Raw genomic sequence first — 22,458 nt, forward strand, 5'->3', positions numbered from 1 at the left:
GCCCGCGCCCGGATGGTGCATTCGACGCCCTCTTTTTATCCTCCCTTCCCCCGCGGCCCCTGCGGCGCCTGCTCTACGAAGTGGCATAAGGTTTGCTAATTACAGTCATACCTGACCATTAAGGAATGACTATGTCGTCACTGGATATAAAAACTGAGCTACCTGCGCAAACCGGCACCGCCGGCTCCCGTGAAACATTAGAAGATTACACCCTGCGCTACGCTCCACTGAGCTTTCGCCGCTGGGGGCCAGGCGTCGTCGCCGTCACCGCGCTGGGCGGCATCGCCTACCTGGCCGACTTTTCTATCGGCGCCAGCATCGGCATGGCGTGGGGCACCACCAACGCCATTTACTCGATTCTGCTGGCCGCGCTGGTGATTTTCCTGACCGGTATTCCGCTGGCGATCACCGCCGCCCGCTATAACATCGACCTCGATTTAATCACCCGCAGCGCCGGATTCGGCTATTTTGGTTCGGTCATTACCAGCATCATTTTTGCCGGATTTACCTTTATCTTCTTCGCCCTTGAGGGCTCGATTATGGCGCAGGGGCTGCTGGTTGGCCTCGGGATCCCGCTGTGGATGGGCTACCTCATCGCCACCCTGATGGTGCTGCCGCTGGTCGTTTACGGCATGAAGGCCCTGACCCGTCTGCAGGTCTGGACCACGCCGCTGTGGCTGGTGCTGATGGTCGTGCCGGTGGCCTGGCTTATCGCCAAAGACCCGCAGCTGGTGGATGGCTTTATGAACTTTGCCGGCAAGAACGACGCCTCGCGCGTGGATTTAACCGCCATCATGCTGGGCGCCGGGGTGTGCCTGTCGCTGATCATGCAGATCGGCGAGCAGATTGACTATCTGCGCTTTATGCCGCCGAAAACGGCGGAGAACAGCAGGAGCTGGTGGCTGGCGGTCTTTTCCGCCGGTCCGGGCTGGGTGGTGCTGGGGGCGATCAAGCAGATTATTGGCGCCTTCCTCGGCTTCTACCTGCTGACCCGCTTCCCGGCGGTACATAACACCGAGCCGGTTCAGCAGTTCGTCAGCGTCTTTGATAACATGGTGCCCGGCTGGCTGGCGCTGACCCTGGCCGTGGTGCTGGTGGTTATCTCGCAGATTAAAATTAACGTCACCAACGCCTACTCCGGCTCGCTGGCCTGGACCAGCGCCTGGACGCGCACCACCCGCAGCTATCCGGGGCGGATCGTCTTTGTTGTCGTCAACCTCGCCATTGCGCTGGCGCTGATGGAGGGCGATATGTTCAGCGCCCTGTCGTGGATCCTCGGCTTTTACTCCAACTTCGCCATTGCCTGGGTCGTGGTGGTGGCGACCGATATTACCGTCAATAAAGGCCTGCTGAAGCTGGCACCGGCCCAGCCGGAGTATCGTCGGGGAATGATCTATAACGTTAACCCGGTGGGGGTGGTTTCCTTTGCTCTCGCCGCCGGGCTCTCTATCTGCGCGTTCTTCGGCCTGCTCGGCGCCACCCTCGCCCCGTTCTCGCCGCTGATTGCGCTGGTTATAGCGCTGGTGATGACGCCGCTGATGGGCATTCTGACACGCGGGCGCTACTACATCAAACAGCACGATGATGGCATTGCCGAACCGCGCTATGACGCGCAGGGGAACGCCTCCACCACCGTGTATCGCTGCGTGACCTGCCGGGAAGAGTACGAGCGTCCGGACGTGATGCACTCGGCAAAACATCAGGGGGCCATTTGCTCGCTGTGTAAGAGTATGGAATAGCGAAGAACAGTAGAGTGCAAAAAGTCAGGCCGACGCGAGGTCGGCCTGTGAGCAGGATCAGGCCGTCGGCAGCTCGGCGAGCGGCCAGCGCGGGCGCACGGTGACGCCGAGGTCGGGCTTCGCGCCGGTCCGCAGGCGCACCATTCCGGCATAGGCGATCATCGCGCCGTTGTCGGTACAGAACTCGGGGCGGGCGTAAAACACTTCCCCGCCGCGCTTTTGCATCATCTCGGCCAGCTTCGCGCGCAGCGTGCGGTTGGCGCTCACGCCGCCCGCCATCACCAGCCGCTTAAAGCCGGTCTGATCCAGCGCCCGACGGCACTTAATCATCAGCGTATCCACCACCGCATCTTCAAACGCCCGCGCAATGTCCGCCCGGGTCTGGTCGTCATTCTCATTATTACGAATGGTGTTGGCGGCAAAGGTCTTCAGGCCAGAGAAGCTAAAATCCAGCCCCGGGCGATCGGTCATCGGCCGCGGGAAGACAAAACGGCCTTCGCTGCCCTGGGCGGCCATTTTAGAGAGCATCGGGCCGCCGGGATAATCGAGACCCAGCAGCTTGGCGGTCTTATCAAACGCTTCCCCTGCCGCATCGTCTATCGATTCGCCCAGCAGCTCATACTGGCCAATGCCGGTCACGCTAATCAGCTGGGTATGGCCGCCGGAAACCAGCAGCGCCACAAAAGGATAGTCCGGCGGATTATCTTCCAGCATCGGCGCCAGCAGATGCCCTTCCATATGGTGTACCGGGATCGCCGGGACGTTCCAGGCGAACGCCAGCGAACGGCCCACCGTGGCGCCAACCAGCAGCGCGCCGACCAGCCCCGGCCCGGCGGTGTAGGCAACCGCATCGATATCTTTCGCCGTCAGTCCGGCCTCTTTCAGCGCCGCCTGGATCAGCGGTACCGTTTTACGCACGTGATCGCGCGAAGCCAGCTCAGGCACCACGCCGCCGTAGTCAGCGTGAAGTTTCACCTGACTATACAATTGGTTGGCCAGCAGGCCTTGCTTATCGTCGTAAATGGCGATGCCGGTTTCATCGCAGGATGTTTCAATACCCAGTACACGCATGTCTTGTTTTACCTCGCTCTAATACCGCGCAGTTTAGGACCAATGCGGGTTGATGTATACCCTAAGAATTGCAGGCAGCAGCGCGACGGGGGCCGGAGCCCACAAGGGATACGCGGCCAGGGCGGGCGGTAAAAGCCTGGCGCAGGATGCTCGCCGGCGCGGCGGACATAAAACTTTGTTCGCCCCAGCAAGAACCCTCGTGTATACTCCTCACCCTTATAAAAGTCCTTTCAAAAAGGGCGCAGGTGCTTTACAAAGCAGCAGTAGTTGCAGTAAAATTCCGCACCATTTTGAAATAAGCTGGCGCTGATGCCAGCAGCAAACCGAATTAATCAAAGGTGAGAGGCACATGCCGGTAATTAAAGTACGTGAAAACGAGCCGTTCGACGTAGCTCTGCGTCGCTTCAAGCGTTCCTGTGAAAAAGCAGGTGTTCTGGCGGAAGTTCGTCGTCGTGAGTTCTATGAAAAACCGACTACCGAACGTAAGCGCGCTAAAGCTTCTGCAGTGAAACGTCACGCGAAGAAACTGGCTCGCGAAAACGCACGCCGCACTCGTCTGTACTAATCTGTTGAGGGCTAAAGCCCTCAATTCAGGCTGAGTTGTAAGTTGTAAGGCCGTGCTTCCGGAAGGAATGCGCGGCTTATTTTCGTTTATGCATTAGCATATACACTCACCCCTTCAGGATGCATCAAAGCAGCATAAGAGCGAATCCCGGGAGCTGACTGACGTCGGCGGCAGGGGCGCATCGGCGCTGAAGCAGCTTGTTGGATAAGGTGTATAATTACGGGGCCTATGGCTGGACGAATCCCACGCGTATTTATCAATGACCTGCTGGCGCGAACCGACATCGTCGATCTTATCGACGCGCGGGTAAAGCTCAAAAAGCAGGGCAAGAACTACCACGCGTGCTGTCCATTTCATAACGAAAAAACCCCCTCTTTTACCGTCAACGGTGAAAAACAGTTTTACCACTGCTTCGGCTGCGGTGCGCACGGCAACGCCGTCGACTTCCTGATGAACTACGACAAGCTCGAGTTCGTGGAGACGGTCGAAGAGCTGGCCGCCATGCACAACCTTGAAGTGCCGTACGAAGCGGGCAACGGACCCAGTCAGATAGAGCGCCATCAACGGCAAAGTCTCTATCAGCTGATGGATGGTCTGAATGCGTTTTATCAGCAGTCTTTGCAGCAACCCGCCGCCGACCCTGCGCGCCAGTATCTGGACAAGCGTGGTTTAAGCAGCGAGGTCATTGCGCGCTTTGCGATTGGCTACGCGCCACCCGGTTGGGATAACGTTTTAAAACGTTTTGGCGGCAATCAAGAAAACCGCCAGTCGCTTATCGACGCCGGCATGCTGGTGACTAACGATAAGGGACGCAGTTACGACCGCTTCCGCGAACGGGTGATGTTCCCGATCCGCGATAAGCGAGGCCGGGTAATTGGTTTTGGTGGTCGCGTGCTGGGTGATGCCCTGCCGAAGTACCTTAACTCCCCGGAAACCGATATTTTCCATAAAGGTCGTCAGCTGTACGGCCTGTATGAAGCGCAGCAGAACAACGCCGAACCGCCGCGCCTGTTAGTTGTCGAAGGCTATATGGACGTCGTAGCGCTGGCGCAGTACGACATTAACTATGCCGTCGCGTCCCTTGGCACCTCGACGACAGCCGACCATATTCAGCTGCTGTTCCGGGCGACCAATCAGGTCATCTGCTGTTACGACGGCGACCGGGCGGGCCGCGAGGCAGCCTGGCGAGCGCTGGAGACCGCGCTGCCGTATATGACCGACGGCCGCCAGCTGCGCTTTATGTTTCTACCCGACGGTGAAGACCCGGATACGCTGGTGCGTAAAGAGGGTAAGGCCGCGTTTGAAGCGCGGATGGAGCAGGCTCAGCCGCTCTCCACGTTTTTGTTTAACAGCCTGCTGCCGCAGGTTGATTTGAGCACCCCGGACGGGCGCGCGCAGCTCAGCACGCTGGCGCTGCCGCTGATAACGCAAGTTCCGGGCGAGACGCTGCGCATCTATCTGCGCCAGGAGTTGGGCAACAAGCTGGGGATTTTAGATGACGCCCAGCTTGAACGTTTAATGCCAAAGCTGACAGAAAATGGCGCACCGCGCCCTGCTCCACAGCTAAAACGCACGACCATGCGTATACTGATAGGACTGCTGGTGCAAAATCCGGATCTGGCACCGCTGGTACCGCCTTTAGCGGGCCTGGATCAGCGTAGAATGCCGGGACTGGGCTTATTCAGCGAACTGGTTAACACCTGTCTGTCTCAGCCAGGTCTGACCACCGGACAACTTTTAGAGCAGTATCGCGGCACAAATGAGGCCGCCACCCTTGAAAAACTGTCGATGTGGGACGATATAGCAGATAAAGATATCGCGGAAAAAACCTTCACCGACTCGCTCAACCATATGTTTGATTCACTGCTTGAACTGCGACAGGAAGAGTTGATAGCTCGCGATCGCACGCACGGCTTAAGCAGTGAGGAACGCCGGGAGCTCTGGACTATCAGCCAGGAGCTGGCAAAAAAATGAATTGCACGGCTTAAGTGCCGAATATCGTTCGGGAAGCCCCCGACAGCCGCGCTGAGGCGCAGCGGCAATAATATAAGTACGCCCTCGCTTTAAATGCTGGCAGTTTGTCTGCCAACACCAATCAAACGAATTAAGTGTGGATACCGTCTTATGGAGCAAAACCCGCAGTCACAGCTGAAGCTTCTTGTCCAACGTGGTAAGGAGCAAGGCTATCTGACCTATGCCGAGGTCAATGACCATCTGCCGGAAGATATCGTCGACTCCGATCAGATCGAAGACATCATCCAAATGATCAATGATATGGGCATTCAGGTGATGGAAGAAGCACCGGATGCCGACGATCTGCTGCTGGCTGAAAACAGCAACAACACCGACGAAGATGCAGAAGAAGCTGCTGCACAGGTTCTGTCCAGTGTTGAATCAGAGATCGGACGCACGACCGACCCGGTGCGCATGTACATGCGCGAAATGGGTACCGTGGAACTGCTGACCCGCGAAGGCGAAATTGACATCGCTAAGCGCATCGAAGACGGGATCAATCAGGTCCAGTGCTCCGTTGCCGAATATCCGGAAGCCATTACCTACCTGCTGGAACAGTACGATCGCGTTGAAGCTGAAGAAGCGCGTCTGTCAGACCTGATCACCGGATTCGTCGATCCGAACGCCGAAGAAGACATGGCGCCAACCGCCACGCACGTCGGCTCCGAACTGTCTCAGGAAGAGATGGATGACGACGAAGAAGATGAAGAAGAAGAAGACGACGACAGCAGCGATGACGACAACAGCATCGACCCTGAGCTGGCGCGCGAGAAATTCGGTGAGCTGCGTACGCAGTACGAACTGACCCGCGACACCATCAAAGCAAAAGGCCGTAGCCACGCTGCAGCACAGGAAGAAATTCTCAAGCTGTCTGAAGTCTTTAAACAGTTCCGCCTGGTACCGAAACAGTTCGATTACCTGGTCGGCAGCATGCGTAGCATGATGGACCGAGTGCGTACTCAGGAACGCATCATCATGAAGCTGTGCGTCGAACAGTGCAAAATGCCGAAGAAAAACTTCATCACTCTGTTCACCGGCAACGAAACCAGCGAAACCTGGTTCAACGCGGCCGTGGCCATGAACAAACCGTGGTCTGAAAAGCTGCACGACGTCAAAGAAGACGTTCAGCGCGGCCTGATGAAGCTGCAGCAGATTGAAGAAGAAACCGGCCTGACCATCGAGCAGGTTAAGGATATCAACCGTCGTATGTCCATCGGTGAAGCGAAAGCCCGCCGTGCGAAGAAAGAGATGGTTGAAGCAAACTTGCGTCTGGTTATTTCTATCGCCAAGAAATACACCAACCGCGGCCTGCAGTTCCTCGACCTGATTCAGGAAGGTAACATCGGCCTGATGAAGGCGGTAGATAAGTTCGAATACCGTCGCGGCTACAAGTTCTCCACCTATGCAACCTGGTGGATCCGTCAGGCGATCACCCGCTCCATCGCGGATCAGGCGCGCACCATCCGTATTCCGGTGCATATGATTGAGACGATCAACAAGCTCAACCGTATCTCTCGCCAGATGCTGCAGGAAATGGGCCGCGAGCCGACGCCGGAAGAGCTGGCCGAGCGCATGCTGATGCCGGAAGATAAAATTCGTAAGGTGCTGAAAATCGCCAAAGAGCCGATCTCCATGGAAACGCCGATCGGCGACGATGAAGATTCGCATCTGGGTGATTTCATCGAGGATACCACCCTCGAGCTGCCGCTGGATTCCGCCACCACGGAAAGCCTGCGCGCTGCCACTCACGACGTTCTGGCCGGCCTGACCGCCCGTGAAGCGAAGGTCCTGCGTATGCGTTTCGGTATCGACATGAATACCGACCACACGCTGGAAGAAGTGGGTAAACAGTTCGACGTCACCCGCGAACGTATTCGTCAGATCGAAGCGAAAGCGCTGCGCAAGCTGCGCCACCCGAGCCGCTCTGAGGTTCTGCGTAGCTTCCTCGACGATTAATCGTCAGGCAATAAATGCAAAAAGCTCCCCACGGGGAGCTTTTTTTTGCCCGGCGTTTCCCCCCAGGCGCGAAGGCTATAGCCCGCGCGTCGCCAGCGCATCGTCAAGCTCGCGATACGCCTCCACCAGCTTATCGAGCGTCGCCCGGTTCAGTCCGCTGGGATTCGGCAGCACCCACAGCTCGGTCGCCCCGATGGTCGCCTGCTGCCTGCCCCACTTCACGCTGCGCGCCTGAAACGCCTTCTCGAAGGCCTGCTTGCCGAGAACCGCCAGCGCCCGCGGCTGATACTCCTCTATTTTGCGCACCAGCTCTCGCCCGCCGCTGCGCAGCTCCTGCAGCGCCACTTCGCTGGCCTGCACCGTCGGACGCTCCACCAGCATGGTGATCCCGCATCGGGTGTCGAGCAGCTGGAGCTCCTCTTCCGGCTTCAGCAGCCGGTCGGTAAAGCCGGCCTGGTGAATCACCTTCCAGAAGCGGTTTCCCGCATGCGCGAAGTGAAAGCCGGTATGGGCGGAGGATTTTCCCGGATTGATCCCGCAGAAGACCACCCGCAGGTTCGGTGCCAGAATATCGTTAATCATCTTGTCCCCTGCTCAATAGCTAAAAGCTAATTATAAAGGATTGAAAATGCGTTGTTTATAAAAACAGCAGCCGCGCGTTTTAGGCTGGATTGCATCTGCCAGTTACTTTATAATCCCTCGCCACGGCCCCTTAGCTCAGTGGTTAGAGCAGGCGACTCATAATCGCTTGGTCGCTGGTTCAAGTCCAGCAGGGGCCACCAAACACAGCAAGGGCTGGCGAGCAATCGTCGGCCCTTACTCTTTTCAGAACGCGCCCACATCAGGCCGGCAGAGAGCTCGTACGATACCCGCGGAGCCACACCGCTGCCTTTGATGCCATGCGCCATCCCCATTGTTGCCCCGGCTAACATCTCCGCACCGCCGCATCAAGTCCAGCCGCCGGCCATATTTAAACTTTGGCGCCGGCCGAATAGCCTCATGCTTATTAAGCAGCGCACCCTAATATTTATCGGGAAGCTCGTTAACAATCTCGACCAGTACGCCATTCTCGATTTTTATATACCCCCCGGTTTTTAATTCAGCCAGCACTCTAAAAAGATGGCTACGGGACATTTTAGTACGTTTAAGGATAAAGCTCGCCAGGCTTTTATCATGTAAAACCCCTTCATCCTTTTGCTTTTTATAGCGATAAATCATCGACTTTATCGTGTCATATCGCGAGGGAAGATTTTTTTCATGATGGGCATCGATAATTAATGCCAGCTGAAATGCCATGATCTCCATCAGATAGGCAAAGCGGTCGCGCTGAATAAAATAACGCTCGAACAGCTCCTTATCGCAGATCACGATCTTAACATTTTTTTTGGCAGTATATTTTAGGGCGATTGCTGGACCGTAATTTTCAATAATTCCAAAGATCATCCCCCGCAGTCCTTTTCCGATCTGCAGCATCTCCTTTTTTTTACGCCCCTGCCCGCCCCTGTCTTCGGCGCCAAAGCCAACGTTGTACTCAATCTCCACGGAGACAATGCCGTCAACCACAATAACGATTTCACCTTGATTCACTTTGAAAACGCCGTTATCTCTGATGATTCTCGGCTGCCGGGCAGAAATTAACGGTTGGATAATTTCGATATCGTTGACCACCGTATCATTATAGTTATCAATGAACCCGGAATAGGCAGTTTTCATATCACCTCACAATTCCTTTTAAAAACAGTTAAAAATACGCATCTAAGATTAAATTCGTCAATTAACTATAGCATCTTTTGTTCATATTGTTGCGCCGCGAAATAGTGACCGCCTAAAATTTTGAGTCCCTTAAGAGACTCCCCTCTCGTATACCACCATCTATCTTCGTAGAATGCGAAAACCGACGAAAACATGAACACCTGGTTTTCACGATCGCTGAAGCAGCTGATTTATTTTTAAATAAATCTCACCTTGATATTTTAAAAATAAACAAAGCACTTCACCAACAACCTATTTTACGCCGTGTAACCCTGCGCAAAGTAAAATAAAAGGAACTCGATAATGTTTAAACATATTCCGTTCAAGAGAACAATGTTAGCCAGTATGCTGACGTTAGTCTCAGGCGCCGCCACCGTGGCACATGCCGCGACGAATGCCGCCCCCACAAAGCAAAATGCATCTAAGCCGAACATCGTCGTTATTTTCGGTGATGATATCGGTTACTGGAACCTGAGTACCTATAACCAGGGCATGATGGGCTATAAAACGCCGAACATCGATAGCATCGCCGCGCAGGGGGCGAAGTTTACCTCCTATTACGCCGAGCAAAGCTCGACGGCCGGTCGTTCGGCTTTCATTACCGGCCAGATGCCGTTCCGTACCGGGATGAGTAAAGTCGGTATGCCGGGCGCTCCGCAGGGTCTGCAGAAAGAAGACCCGACTATCGCCAATATCCTCAAGCAGCTTGGCTATGCCACCGGTCAGTTTGGTAAAAACCATCTCGGCGACCGCGATGAGTTCCTGCCGACCGCGCACGGCTTCGACGAGTTCCTCGGCAACCTGTACCACCTGAACGCTGAAGAAGAGCCGGAAAACCCGGACTATCCGAAAGATCCGGCATTCCGCAAGCAGTTTGGCCCACGCGGCGTCATCAAGAGCAGCGCTGACGGCAAAATTGAAGATACCGGTCCGTTAACCGTGAAGCGCATGGGTACCGTGGATGATGAAACCCTGGCGGCGAATAACGACTTTATGGAACGCCAGGTAAAAGCCGGGAAGCCGTTCTTCACCTGGTATAACACCACCCGTATGCACAACAAAACGCACCTCAAAGACGCCAGCATTGGTGCAACCGGCCTCGGAACCTATGCCGACGGTATGGTTGAGCACGATAAGACCGTTGGTGAAGTGCTTAAGAAAATCAAAGATCTGGGCATCGAAGATAATACGATCGTTATCTACACCACCGATAACGGCCCGATGACCGCAACCTGGCCAGACGGCGGCGAAACGCCGTTCCGCGGCGAGAAAAACACCGGCTGGGAAGGCGGCTTCCGCGTACCGGCAATGATCAAATGGCCGAACCACATCAAGCCGGGCACCGTTATTAACGATATGTTCGCCAGCTACGACTGGTTCCCGACGCTGGCTGCCGCCGCGGGCGACGCCGGTATCAAGCAGGAGCTGCTGAAAGGCTATAAGACGCCGTCGATCACCTACAAAGTTCACCTGGACGGCTACAACCAGCTCGACTTCCTGCAGGGTAAAGCGAAGGACCAGCGTAACGAGTTCTTCTACTGGAGCGATGACGGCGATCTGCTGGCTATGCGCCAGGGACGCTGGAAAATCCACTTTATGATTCAGGAACATACCGGTCTTGATCTGTGGCGCTATCCGTTCACCAAGCTGCGCACGCCGCTGATCTTCGATCTTGAAGCCGATCCGTTAGAAAAAGGTACTGACGGTATGGGTTACGACAGCTGGTTCTACGACCGTCTGTTCCTGCTGGGCGGCGCGCAGAAGTCAGCGAAAGATATGCTGGCAACCTTCAAAGAGTTCCCCCCGCGTCAGAAACCAGGCTCATTCACCGTTTCCGATGTCGGCGCGATGCTCGAGCAGGGCGCTAACGCCAACAAATAACGGCACCTCTACTTCAGGGGCGGTTCGCCGCCCCCGTTGCCGCTTCCCCTCTCCGCTTTACCCTCGACCTATCGATCCAGGAGTTATTGATGAAACACAGCACTACTGTGCCCGTTAAAGCGCTACCCTCGGCAGAAAAGTACGCGGGTAACGGACCACAATATCAACGCCGCTTTCACGTGATGGCCAAACCTACCGGCTCAGCATGCAACCTCGACTGCACCTACTGCTTCTACCTGCACAAAGAAGAACTGCTGCAGCAGGAGGCCCACTGCAACATGAGCGATGAGGTACTGGAGAATTTTATTCGCCAGTATATCGACGGTCAGGATGGCGAACAGATAGTCTTCTCCTGGCAGGGTGGCGAACCCACGCTGATGGGGCTGGAGTTTTTCCACAAAGTGGTGAAATTCCAAAAAATGTATCAAAAGCCCGGCCAGAAAATTGAAAATGACCTGCAAACCAACGGGATTTTGCTCAACGACAGGTGGGCTGAATTTCTCAAAGAGCACCGCTTCCTGGTGGGACTGTCGATTGACGGCCCCCGCGAGCTCCACGACCGCTACCGCCTGACCCGCAGCGGCAAGCCCACCTTCGACAAGGTGATGGCCGGAGCCGATGCCCTGAAACGCCACGGCGTCCCCTTTAACGCTCTGGTCACCGTAAACCGCACCAACGCCCGCTTTCCGCTAGAGGTGTATCGCTTTGTCACTCGCGAGCTGGGCGCGACCTACGTGCAGTATAACCCCTGCGTTGAACCGGTGGACTTCACCCGTACCGCCCCCCACTTCTGGCACGACGATACCATTCCCGTCGTCGGCAGCCGCCGGGCTCGCCCGGGAGATCTCGACGCCATCGTCACCGACTGGTCGGTTGACCCTGAGGAGTGGGGAAGCTTCCTGACCGCGACCTTCGAAGAGTGGGTTAACAACGACCTCGGGCGCGTACAGGTCAATTTATTCGAAACCGCCGTCGCCCAGATGATGGGCATGCCGGCGCAAATCTGCACCACCTCTGAATTCTGCGGGAAAGGACTCGCCATCGAAAAAAACGGCGACGTTTTTTCCTGCGACCACTACGTCTACCCCCAGTATCAGATGGGCAATATCGCCGATAACACTCTGGCCCGCATGGCTTTTTCCGAGCGCCAGCAGGCGTTCGGTATGGGTAAATGCGCTACCTTGCCAAAACAGTGTAAAGAGTGCCCGTACCTGAAGCTGTGTCACGGCGAATGCCCGAAAAATCGCCTGGTTCGCGCGGCGGACGGCGAGCTCGGCCTGAACTATCTCTGCCCGGGTATTAAAGCCTTCTTCAACTACGCCGAACCCATTCTGGCGGGCATCGTCACCCTGGCGACGCGTGATTTTAACGGAGTAGCACGATGAATATCCGCGATAACATCCTCCAGCTGGAGCAGCGCATGAACGCTCAGGTTCTCGGCCAGGAGACGCTGGTACGCATGCTGATCATCGCCCTGCTCTGCGACGGCCACATTCTTCTCGAAGGCCTGCCGGGCCTCGCGAAAACGCGCGCCGTGCGCGAACTGGCGGGCCACATTAGCGGCGAATTCCGCCGCATTCAGTTTACGCCGGACCTGCTGCCCTCCGACATCACCGGCAGCGAGATCTATCAGCAAAACGCGACTCGTGAAGAGGATCAGTTCCGTTTCCGCCCGGGGCCCGTTTTTGGCAACATCATCCTGGCAGATGAAATTAACCGCGCCTCTGCCCGCGTGCAGTCCGCGCTGCTGGAAGCAATGGAAGAGCGGCACGTCACCGTCGCCGGTAAAAGCTGGCCGCTGCCCGGCGTCTTTATGGTGCTGGCCACGCAAAACCCCGTCGATCAGGAGGGAACCTGGCCGCTACCGGAAGCTCAGCTTGACCGCTTCCTGATGAAAGTGCAGGTCGGCTATCCGTCTAAAGAGCACGAACAGCGCGTCATGCAGCTCGTGCGCGCGGAGCAGCAGGAGAAATATCGCGGCCTGACGCCTGAAAAAACGCCGCCCCAGCCGGAAGCGCTGATGCTTTCGCAACAGGAGATTGCCTCCTGCTGGCGGGAGATTGCGGATATCCACGTCTCATCGATCATCGAAACCTATATTGTCGATCTGGTCAACGCTTCCCGCGCGCCGCAAAGCGTAAGCGAGCAGCTGGCGAGCTATCTCACCTTTGGCCTTAGCCCGCGCGGCACCCTGGCCCTGGAGCGCTGCGCCCGCGCGCAGGCCTGGCTTGAAGGCCGCGACGCCGTGCTCCCCGACGATGTGCAGTATATTGCCCCGCCGGTGATGCGCCATCGCCTGATGCTCAGCTATCAGGCCAATGCCGACGGCTGCAGCGCCGACGATGTTGTCGCCATGCTGCTTAACGCCGTGGTGGTTTGATGGCCGCCGAGCTGAGCATCGATCGCCAGGCGCTACTCGACCTCGCCCCGCTGGCGCGGTTGATAGCCAACCCGCCCGGGCAGATCCCGCCGGGCGCGCTGTCAGGCGAACGCGTTTCTCGCCAGCGGGGACGCGGCCTTAACTTCGACAGCCTGCGCCGCTATCAGCCCGGCGACGATGTGCGCATGATTGACTGGCAGGCCACGGCGCGCCTGCGTTCGCCGTGGATACGGCTCTATAACGAAGAGCGCGAGCGCCCGGTCTTTTTGCTGGTCGATCAGCGCCTGGATATGTATTTTGCGACGCGCGGGCAAACTAAATCGGTCGCCGCCGCGAAAGCCGCCGCGCTGCTGGCCTGGCGCTGTCATCACGACGGCGATCGGGTAGGAAGCCTCATCTTTAACGATACGACGCTGGCGCTGCAAAAATGCCGCTCCCCGCGCAGCGGTCTGCCCGCCATCCTTGACGATCTGCAGCGCTACAACCGGCTGCTGCCCGCACAGTATCCCGCGGAGCCTGACGGCTCGCTATCGCTGGCGCACATCCTGCAGCGCGCCGCCCACGCCGTTCCGCATGGCGCATGGGTGGCGATTGTGAGCGACTTTCACGATCTCGACGCCCGCGCGCAGGCCCTGCTGGCCCACCTTCGTCGCCGCTGTGAAATCAGCGCCTTTATTATTTTTGACGATCTCCATCTGCGCCTGCCGCGTAGCGGATCCCTGGCTGCCCGCTACGCCGGACGCGAGGCCAACGTCTCCCTTTCACCCGCGCTCAGCCACGAAATACGACAGCAGATTACCGTCAGGCTGGCGCAACAGCAGCGTGACCTGAGCCGATTGGGTATCAAGGTGAATCACCTGACGGTTGCTCAGGATCTGCTGCGCCAGTTACAAAAGGGTATTTAAATGTTTGAGAAAGGCTATGTGGTTCCTGCCCTGCGGGACCCCGTGCTCCCTCCGGCGGCGTCATGGTTCCCACTCCCTCTCGGCTGGGATCTGCTGATCTGCGGCCTGCTGCTGCTCGCCATCGCGCTGTGTATCACCCGCTACGCCCGCTGGCGCCGCAACCGCTGGCGGCGAGAAGCCCTGGGCGCGCTAGCCCAGCCGCAGACCGTCGATAGCTGGCTACAGCTGATTAAGCGGGTCCAACTGGTTCACCGGCCTCGTCAGGAGATGAGCCGGGCCCTGGCACCGAAAGCAGTCCTGGCGCCAATAGCCATCGACGATGACCTGCGTCGGCAAATGATTGCCCGCTACTGCCGGGCCGATAACGCGCTGAGCGATGAACAGTCGGCGCGCCTTCGCCGCCAGCTTGCCCGCTGGCTAAAGGAGCTACCGAATGTCTGAATGGCTCACGCGGATTGATTTTGCCTGGCCCTGGGCCGGGCTTCTGCTCCTCCTGCCTCTGGTCACCCGTTATCTGCCGCAGCCGGGTAAAACGGTGCCGGAGCAGGTGCGGGTCCCCTTTCTACCCTCGCTTATCGATGCGCTTAAGCTCGATGCCCGTCCCGAGCGCGGCAGCAGGCGCGGAGCGCTCCTGTTCTGGTTAATCTGGTCGCTGCTTATCTGCGCGCTGGCGCGCCCGGAATACCTGACGCCGCCGCAGTACATCACCAGGCCAATGCGCGACATCGTGCTCATCATCGACGTCTCTGGCTCAATGGGCAAAACCGACGTCGAAGGCGGCATCACGCGCCAGCAGGCGGTACAGGACTCCCTGCGCAAGTTCGTCGCTAGCCGCCGTTCGGACCGTATTGGCATGGTTATTTTTGCCACTAAGGCGTGGCCGTTTGCCCCCATCAGCGAGGATAAACAGGCGCTGCAAACGCGGATTAATCAGCTGGCGCCGGGAATGATTGGCCAACAGACCGCCATTGGCGATGCCCTTGGCGTGGCGGTAAAAGTGCTGGATGCAGGCCCCGATAGCCGGGCCGATAAGCTGGCGATTCTTCTGACCGACGGCAACGACACCGCCTCGCAGCTTCCCCCTATGCTGGCGGCGAAGCTCGCCGCAGAGCACCACGTACAGGTGCATACCATCGCCTTCGGCGATCCTAACAGCCGCGACAACGACAAGGTCGACCTGGCCCTACTGCAGCGCATCGCCAAAACCACCGGCGGCCACGCCTGGACCGCCGCGCGCTCCGGCAGCGCGCTGGACGAGGTGTGGCAAAAAATCGATGCCATCACTCCGGTGCAGGTAAAAAGCCTCGGCTGGTCGTGGCACAAAGCGCTCTATCCGTGGCCGCTTTCCACGGCGCTATTGCTGCTATTGACGCTCGCTGTGGGCCGCTATGTCCGGGAGAAATTGGCATGAGCAACGTTCACTTTATCTACCCCTGGCGCTTAACGGCCCTGCTGCTCTGCGCGGCGCTGGCGTGGCTCCCGCATAGCGGACGCTCCGCCTGGCATAGGCTGCTGGATAAACCCTTTCGCTCGTTAATTATCCATCGCCGCAGGCGCCTCGCCAACCTGCTGCCCTGGCTGCTCGCCCTTGGCGTTATCGCGCTCGCGGGCCCCACCTGGCAACGCGAGCTGCCGGCGGCGCTGACGCCGCAAAGCAATGTGATGGTTATCCTGCAACAGGATCCGGCCATGTACGCCGGGGATCTGGCGCCTTCTCGCCACCAGCGGATGCAAAGCAAAATCGCCGCCCTGATGCAGCGCCTGCCCGGCGCGCATTTTGGCCTCGTGGTCTACAGCTCGCAGGCATTTCTGACCACGCCGCTTACCCAGGACCCGCAGTTTTATAGCCTTTTCCTCAACGCGCAAACGCCGTCGCTCCTGCCGCAAGGCGAGGGCTCATCGCTGCCGCAGGCGGTGGCGCTGGCGCTGAAGAACCTTCCCGCCGGGCGGGACGCACCGCGCAGCCTGATCCTCGTGGCCGATACCCTGTCGCCGGCGGACGCTGTCTGGCTGAAAGGCCAGCGCCTGCCGCTGCAAATTTGGGTACCCGGCACCGCGGCGGGCGGCGCGCTGCCTGAGCGTTATGCCAGCCGCGGCGTGGATACCCGGCTCAACGTCGAACGGTTTAGCCAGGTACGCGACGGCGGCATTCCCGTCACCCTGGTCACCGACGATAACGACGATATGCAGGCGATCCTCAGCCATATCCAGCAATCGGTGACGCAGCAAAATAACGCCCGTCAGGATTTGCGCTGGCAGAATAGCGGCTACCTGTTGGTCATCCCGATGCTGATCCTGCTGCTGTTCTGGCGACGCCAGCTCATCTACATCACCCTTCTGCTGCCGACCCTGCTCTGGTCGCCGCACGGGGAAGCGGCCTGGCTGGACCCGTGGATACCGCCGGACGTCCAGGGGCAGCACGCTTTTGCACAGGGCGATTACGCCGAAGCGGCGGCACATTTTCACGACCCGATGTGGCAGGGTATCGCCTGGTATCGGGCCGGCCGCTTCACCCTCGCCGCGCGCTCATTTCGCGAGGCCCCGCAAACGGCGGAAGCCCTGCTATGGACCGGCAATAGCCAGGCTCAGCAAAAGCAGTGGCAGCAGGCGCTCGACAGCTACGATCGCGCCCTTAGCCTGCGTCCGGACTGGACGCTGGCCCTGCAAAATCGCGAGCAAGTCGCACAAATTGTGATGCGCATTCGCCAGCAGGAACGTGAACGCCAGCAGGCGCAGGGCGATGCGATGGACGATGGTCCGGATAAGATCGTCCACGATCTGCAGAAGCATCAGGGGGTCGATCAGAAACAGATGGGCGCCGTCGCCGGCAGCACTCCGCAGGTCAACCAGTGGTTCGAGGCTCTGGACGTCTCGCCGACGGGGCTTTTACAGAGCCTGTATCGCAACGGCGCAGAGGAGAAGGCCCCATGAAAAAAGCGCTTCTGTGGCTACTGATCGCCACGCTCCCGGCCCATGCGGCGATGGATATCACCCGCGAGCTCGACGCCCCGGCGCTGCTGGTACCCGGCCAGCCGGTGCGCGTGGCGGTGACCTACTGGACCGACAGCTGGTTTAACCCTCCGCCGGAATGGCCGGATTTCGCGGTGAAAAACGGCGAGCTGCTGAGCACCCCGCTCCCTTCTCAGCTGGTCACGCGTAAAAAGAACGGTATTACCTGGAGCGGGATCCGTCTCGAACGCCAGGCCGCGGCCTGGGAGCAGGGAACGCTGCGCCTGCCGGCGGTTGATGTCACCGTGGCGTCCGCCAGCCAGGGGCCGGTAACCGTGCACCTTCCGGCGCTGGAAAGGCGCGTAAAATGGCCGGCGGGCATCACCCAGGCAGACCATTTTTTACCCGCCAGTCGGCTGACGATGACGCAGGATATTCGCCAGTACCACGCCGGTAAGGCGTCGGCGCTGCGCGTCGGGGATGTCGTCGATCGTATTGTTACCGTCGATGCCCTGGATGCCCTGCCCGCGCAGATACCGCCGCTGCTCTACGCGATTGCGGGCAGAGAAACCCAGCGCCTCACGCCAATTAACACGCCGCTGCGGGGCGATCGCGGCGACGTTACCGGTACGCGTCGGGTGGAGCGGCTGCGCTATCTTCCCACCCAGAGCGGAACCCTCGTGCTGCCGCCGGTTAAGCTGCGCTGGTGGAACACCGCGAGCCAGCAGTGGCAGGTCGCCGAGCTCGCCGGAGAAACACTCAGGGTCGCACCGGCTCGTGCGGCCGGCGCCGAAGCGTCGCTGCGCGGCACGACGGCAGGGGAAAGATGGTGGGATCTGCTGTGGGGATCGCTGGCCGTACTTTTCATTGGCGGCATGTGGTTTACCCGCAGTGGGCTTGAGCGGAGCCTTCGCCGGCTGTACGGGCGGTGGCAAAACTTCTGGCAACCGCAGCCTCTACCGCCGCTGACGCCGAGCGGGAGAAAGCCGCGCTAATCGAGACAACAAGGGGCGCATCGGCGCCCCTGCTTTTTGCCCCTGTTCGGCTATTGCGCTTTACACAGCGCCGGGTCAAACACGGTGTTCCAGTCCTGCTTCATATCAACAACCGTCCAGCCTTTTTGCGTCGCCTGCTTTAGCCCTTCCACCAGCTTTCCGCTGGCGGGCGGATGGCTGTCGTAGGCGTATTCCCGCGCCGCATCGGTATGGTGGACCAGCAGCTCAAAGGTTTTGTAGTGCGGATTCGCCGCGGTGTACTGCAGCATCGCCAGATCGCCGTCGCTATTGCCGAAGGCGGCAACCGGGCGCTGGCCCATGAATAGATGAATAGCGACCGGCTTCGCCGCGGCATCATCATTGAAGGCCCCTTTCATCGTCTTGCGCAGCTGGGTGCCATTATCCGTGAGGCTAAATTCGCTTAATGCGAAGGAGCCAATCACCTGCTCCGGCGGGATCGCGTACATTTTTTCCGAGACCACGCGCATAAAATCGATGCCGCCGCCGGAAACTATCCAGGTCTTAAAGCCGTTGGCGCGCAGATAATCCAGCAGCTGACGCATCGGCTGATAGCCGAGCTGATCGTAGCGGCATCCGCTACGCTTATCCTGATGATGATCGAACCAGTCGCTGACGCGCTGGCTAAACTCCTCCGTCGTCATCCCGCTGTGGGTTAGGGCAAGAAGCTGCAGCAGCCCCTTTTCGCCGGATGCCGCCAGCGTCTTCAGATCATTCTTCATGACCGCGGCGACGAGCGGATCGTTTTTCCACTCCGGATGCTGCGGCTCCAGGCGTTTGACTTCGTCCACCGCGAACTGGAGCTGGAAGGTCAGCGGCGCTTCCGGCCAGAGGGTGCCATCGTTATCGAACACCACGTAGCGTTTATTCAGCGGAATAAAGTCCGGGCTCCCTTCGCGCGTCGAGTTTTGCACCCACTGTTCAATTGCCCGCTTCGCCGACGTGTCTTTCCACGCCGAGAGCATGTCGGTACTTGCGGCGCTACCAAAGCTCGCCAGCAGCAGGCTGATTAAGATTGTTTTTTTCATTTTGTTCCTTTGTCATTTACGCGCAGCAAACCGAAGCGATAGCCGCGTGGCTACTTCAGCATCGCGGCAATTTTCTCCAGAGTGGGCTTCACCGTAGAGTAAAAATGCCGGAAGCCAGGGCACAGATAGTTCAGCCCCTCTTCACCGTCCGGCGCGCGCACGATGCGATTTTTCGGACACTCTCCCCAGCATAGGTTCAGATGCGGGCAGCTTTTACAGTAGGCGGGCAGCGTCTCTTTCTTGCCCATACCAAATACTTTCTGTCGTTCAGAGAACACCATATCCGTCAGCTTGTGGCCGCGAATGTTGCCTAATTTATATTCAGGGTAAACGTAGTGATCGCAGGAATAGACGTCGCCATTTTTCTCAATGGCCAGTGCCTTGCCGCAAAATGGCGCGGTGATGCACAGCTGGGAGGGCAGCCCCATGGTTTGCACCACGGCGGTTTCAAACAAGTTGACCTGCACCCGACCCAAATCGTAGGTCACCCACTCATCGAAGGCTTCGGTCAGGAAATGCCCCCAGTCGTCGGGGTCAACCGACCAGTCGGTGACGATAGAGTCGAGATCTCCCGGCCTGGCGCGGCGGGAGCCGGTGAGCGGGATGGTCTCTTCCCGCCAGAACTGAGGGGCGGTGGTTTTAAAATCGCTCGCCTCGACGCACGGAGTGAACTGAATATAGGTCGCCCCCAGCTCGCGGGTCAGAAAGCGGTACACCTCGCGGGGAAAGCGGGCGTTGACCCGATTGACGACCGCCAGCGCGTTAAAGGGCACCTGATGCCGCTTCAGGGCATCGATCCCCGCCATGACCTTATCGAAGGTGGGCTTACCGCTGCGCGTGACGCGAAAGCGGTCATGGATCTCGCGAGGCCCGTCAATCGAGACGCCGACAAGAAAGCGGTGCGCCTTAAGGAAAGCGGCCCACCTGTCGTTTATCAGCACGCCGTTGGTCTGTAGATCGTTTTCAATACGCTGGTGCTTCGGCTGATACTTCTTTTGCAAGGCCACCACTTTTTCAAAAAATTCCAGCCCCATCAGGGTCGGCTCGCCGCCCTGCCAGGAGAAAATGATCTCTTCGCCGTCCTGGCTCTGAATATACTGGCGAATAAAGTTTTCCAGCACCTCATCGCTCATTCCTTTGTCGTGCTGCTGCTGCAAAAGCTGCTCTTTATGCAGATAAAAGCAGTAGTTACAGTCGAGGTTGCAGGTTGAACCGCTGGGTTTGGCCATCATGTGATAGCGGCGTTTGTAGGCGGGCAGGTATCGCCCGTGGTTCTGCAGCGGCGTCAGGGGGATCGTGGTACTTTTTTTCATCAACCAGGACCTGCGTAATGGGGCTCACAAAAATAAAAAGCCCGGCAGAGTCGCACCGGGCTGGAGAGAGTTTAGTTCCCGTTTGGCATCGCCAGCTGGAAACCTTCTTTCTGTAATTGTTCACGAACGCTGCTAAAACGCTGGTATTGCGACAGGGTGATGGGGCCGCTGTAGGCTTCACTCTGCGGCTTACGCGGCGGATACTGAATATAGGTCTTCATCAACCCGTTAATCGCCTCGTTGAAGGTCACCAGCGTCCAGGTCCGCTCGGTGTAGTTGTTCATGAAGATATCGTAGCGCTCCTGCGGATCCTGCCAGAGGTCAAAAATCTGCGGGACGGTCGCGACGTAGGATTCAGGCCCCTTCCAGCCGAGGTTAGAATCGACGGCCAGGCCGCCGGTCTTCGCGCCGTTATCTCCGCGCAGGTTAAATACCGCCTTGTAGTTGCCAACGCGGGCGGCGCCTGGGGTGAGCTCATTTTCGGTAAAGTAGAACCACGAGGTGCGCGGATCTTTACCGGTCCCGAACAGCACCGGAGAGATATCATAGCTATCGAAGATGATAGGCTGGCCGGCGCGGTCTTTCGTCGGTAGCTGAATGCCGGCCACCGAAGCGAAGGTTGCCATCAGGTCCAGGCCGCCCACGATATCATGGTTGCGGCTGTGCTCTTTAATTTTGCCCGGCCACCAGGCGATGGCAGGAACCCGGCTACCGCCTTCACGGTCGGTGCCCTTGGTGCCGCGGAACGGGGTATAGCCGGCGTCCGGATAGACGTCCTGCCAGGCACCGTTGTCGGTGGTCCAGACTACCAGGGTGTTTTTATCGAGGCCAAGCTGGCGCAGCTTATCCATGATATGGCCAACGCGCGCATCCATTTCCACCATCGAGTCGGCATATTTGCTCTTCGACATGGACTTACCGATAAAGTCCGGGTCAGGCATATTCGGCTGGTGGTTCTTCATGAAGTTGATGCTCATAAAGAACGGTTCAGAGGATTTAGCGTTGGCGTCGAGATAATCGAGGGAGGCCTTTTCAACGTAGCGGTCAAAGAACGGGATGCCCACCACGCCCTCTTTGCCGTCAACCACCGGCGTATTCACGTACTGACCGTTGATTTTGAACTCTTCCTTCGCCGCCTCACCGGCATTACCCGACAGGGCACCGCGGGTCACGCGAACAAACATCTCGCGAAGTTTTGGATCCATATCCGGGAACCAGGTTGGGTCGGCGTAGGTATAGGCATTCAGGTGATACAGGCCGGCATACTTCATTTCGTCATAGCCCTGGGCGTTTGGCAGCGCATAATCCGCCTCGCCGAGGTGCCACTTACCGGTAAAGAACGTTTTGTATCCCCCGGTTTTAAGCACGGAGGCCAGCGTCCACTCCTCTTTCGGCAGGCCGCCGCCCTGGCCCTGGAAGGCCACGGTGGTCATACCGCTGCGGTTGGGGATACGTCCGGTTTGCATCGCGGCCCGGCCCGGCGTGCTGCTCGGCTGGCCGTAGAAATCAAAGAAAGTCATCCCCTCATCGGCCATACGATCGAGGTTTGGCGTTGGCATACCGCGCCCTTCCCCTCCGCCGTAAACCCCAAGGTCGCCATAACCGGTGTCATCAGAAACAATCAAAATGATATTCGGCTTCCTGGCCGTCCCTTCATTTGACACTGCCGCATTCTGGTCAGCGGCCTGGGCGGTGGCGCCCGGTAAAAAAGAACCCGCGGCGAAGGCCAGCACGCCAATGCCCTTGTACTTTCGTTTCATTGCTAAACCTCATGACTCAGAATGGGTCTGATTTATCTCAATATTTGAATAATACCGGGTGAATTCGAGAGAATAATTTAAATCTTTGCATCAAAAATGAGATAGATGAATAAAGCTTATTACCGTAACGAAG

At 58.1% G+C, this 22,458-nt stretch carries 18 protein-coding genes and 1 tRNA gene; 13 read left to right on the forward strand and 6 right to left on the reverse strand.

Going from position 1 to position 22,458, the window contains the following annotated elements:
- Positions 1-131 precede the first annotated feature (131 nt).
- On the forward strand, positions 132-1,739 hold the full coding sequence (locus M2416_RS18680) for a purine-cytosine permease family protein (RefSeq protein WP_041147300.1): 1,608 nt from the start codon (positions 132-134) through the stop codon (positions 1,737-1,739).
- Between the two features lie 57 nt (positions 1,740-1,796).
- Here the strand turns inward: M2416_RS18680 and tsaD are convergent, their stop codons facing one another.
- The gene (gene tsaD / locus M2416_RS18685) at positions 1,797-2,810 is read right to left on the reverse strand and encodes a tRNA (adenosine(37)-N6)-threonylcarbamoyltransferase complex transferase subunit TsaD (RefSeq protein ID WP_259226299.1); all 1,014 of its coding nucleotides are present in this window, start codon (positions 2,808-2,810) and stop codon (positions 1,797-1,799) included.
- Between the two features lie 349 nt (positions 2,811-3,159).
- Between tsaD and rpsU the strand changes: the two genes are divergently transcribed.
- The 3 genes from rpsU to rpoD all read left to right on the forward strand — a co-directional run bounded on the left by rpsU (position 3,160) and on the right by rpoD (position 7,344).
- Complete coding sequence (gene rpsU, locus M2416_RS18690; protein ID WP_001144069.1) at positions 3,160-3,375, forward strand: 30S ribosomal protein S21; 216 nt, start codon at positions 3,160-3,162, stop codon at positions 3,373-3,375.
- A 228-nt stretch (positions 3,376-3,603) separates the two neighbouring features.
- Positions 3,604-5,349, forward strand: coding sequence for a DNA primase (dnaG, locus tag M2416_RS18695; protein WP_041147302.1), 1,746 nt, complete (start codon positions 3,604-3,606; stop codon positions 5,347-5,349).
- A gap of 150 nt (positions 5,350-5,499) precedes the next feature.
- On the forward strand, positions 5,500-7,344 hold the full coding sequence (rpoD, locus tag M2416_RS18700; RefSeq protein WP_041147303.1) for an RNA polymerase sigma factor RpoD: 1,845 nt from the start codon (positions 5,500-5,502) through the stop codon (positions 7,342-7,344).
- Between the two features lie 75 nt (positions 7,345-7,419).
- On the opposite strand, the gene mug is transcribed toward rpoD, so the two are convergent.
- The gene (gene mug, locus M2416_RS18705; protein ID WP_041147304.1) at positions 7,420-7,926 is read right to left on the reverse strand and encodes a G/U mismatch-specific DNA glycosylase; all 507 of its coding nucleotides are present in this window, start codon (positions 7,924-7,926) and stop codon (positions 7,420-7,422) included.
- A 124-nt stretch (positions 7,927-8,050) separates the two neighbouring features.
- Here mug and M2416_RS18710 point away from each other — a divergent pair.
- Positions 8,051-8,126 (forward strand) — tRNA-Ile (locus tag M2416_RS18710).
- Between the two features lie 238 nt (positions 8,127-8,364).
- Here M2416_RS18710 and M2416_RS18715 read toward each other — a convergent pair.
- Positions 8,365-9,057: a helix-turn-helix domain-containing protein gene (locus tag M2416_RS18715; RefSeq protein WP_259226300.1), complete on the reverse strand. Its 693-nt coding sequence runs from the start codon at positions 9,055-9,057 to the stop codon at positions 8,365-8,367.
- Positions 9,058-9,399: 342 nt separating this feature from the next.
- Between M2416_RS18715 and M2416_RS18720 the strand changes: the two genes are divergently transcribed.
- From M2416_RS18720 to M2416_RS18755, 8 genes are all read left to right on the forward strand, one after another.
- The gene (locus M2416_RS18720) at positions 9,400-10,977 is read left to right on the forward strand and encodes an arylsulfatase (protein ID WP_041147306.1); all 1,578 of its coding nucleotides are present in this window, start codon (positions 9,400-9,402) and stop codon (positions 10,975-10,977) included.
- Between the two features lie 89 nt (positions 10,978-11,066).
- Positions 11,067-12,362 carry an anaerobic sulfatase maturase gene (locus M2416_RS18725; protein ID WP_115191825.1) on the forward strand — a complete coding sequence of 432 codons (1,296 nt, stop codon included), beginning with the start codon at positions 11,067-11,069 and terminating at the stop codon, positions 12,360-12,362.
- The gene (locus M2416_RS18730) at positions 12,359-13,357 is read left to right on the forward strand and encodes an AAA family ATPase (RefSeq protein WP_115191824.1); all 999 of its coding nucleotides are present in this window, start codon (positions 12,359-12,361) and stop codon (positions 13,355-13,357) included. The genes M2416_RS18725 and M2416_RS18730 overlap by 4 nt, the downstream gene beginning before the upstream one ends.
- Positions 13,357-14,262, forward strand: a complete 906-nt coding sequence (locus M2416_RS18735; protein WP_076946609.1) for a DUF58 domain-containing protein — start codon at positions 13,357-13,359, stop codon at positions 14,260-14,262. The genes M2416_RS18730 and M2416_RS18735 overlap by 1 nt, the downstream gene beginning before the upstream one ends.
- Positions 14,263-14,703, forward strand: a complete 441-nt coding sequence (locus M2416_RS18740; RefSeq protein ID WP_259226301.1) for a DUF4381 family protein — start codon at positions 14,263-14,265, stop codon at positions 14,701-14,703.
- A complete protein-coding gene (locus M2416_RS18745) occupies positions 14,696-15,673 on the forward strand; it encodes a VWA domain-containing protein (RefSeq protein ID WP_259226302.1) in 978 nt (325 codons plus the stop codon). The genes M2416_RS18740 and M2416_RS18745 overlap by 8 nt, the downstream gene beginning before the upstream one ends.
- On the forward strand, positions 15,670-17,193 hold the full coding sequence (locus tag M2416_RS18750) for a vWA domain-containing protein (protein WP_259226303.1): 1,524 nt from the start codon (positions 15,670-15,672) through the stop codon (positions 17,191-17,193). The genes M2416_RS18745 and M2416_RS18750 overlap by 4 nt, the downstream gene beginning before the upstream one ends.
- Positions 17,190-18,206, forward strand: coding sequence for an oxygen tolerance domain protein (locus M2416_RS18755; RefSeq protein WP_259226304.1), 1,017 nt, complete (start codon positions 17,190-17,192; stop codon positions 18,204-18,206). The genes M2416_RS18750 and M2416_RS18755 overlap by 4 nt, the downstream gene beginning before the upstream one ends.
- A 50-nt stretch (positions 18,207-18,256) precedes the next feature.
- Here M2416_RS18755 and M2416_RS18760 read toward each other — a convergent pair whose 3' ends face one another.
- From M2416_RS18760 to M2416_RS18770, 3 genes are all read right to left on the reverse strand, one after another.
- On the reverse strand, positions 18,257-19,252 hold the full coding sequence (locus tag M2416_RS18760; protein WP_041147314.1) for an HAD family hydrolase: 996 nt from the start codon (positions 19,250-19,252) through the stop codon (positions 18,257-18,259).
- Positions 19,253-19,302: 50 nt separating this feature from the next.
- Positions 19,303-20,565 carry an anaerobic sulfatase maturase gene (locus tag M2416_RS18765; protein ID WP_076946604.1) on the reverse strand — a complete coding sequence of 421 codons (1,263 nt, stop codon included), beginning with the start codon at positions 20,563-20,565 and terminating at the stop codon, positions 19,303-19,305.
- Between the two features lie 71 nt (positions 20,566-20,636).
- Positions 20,637-22,325 (reverse strand): arylsulfatase, encoded by a 1,689-nt coding sequence (locus tag M2416_RS18770; RefSeq protein ID WP_167691110.1) that lies wholly within the window; start codon positions 22,323-22,325, stop codon positions 20,637-20,639.
- Positions 22,326-22,458 lie beyond the last annotated feature (133 nt).

It is taken from the genome of Klebsiella sp. BIGb0132 (genome assembly GCF_024810075.1).
GTDB classification, from domain to species: Bacteria; Pseudomonadota; Gammaproteobacteria; order Enterobacterales; family Enterobacteriaceae; genus Klebsiella; species Klebsiella terrigena.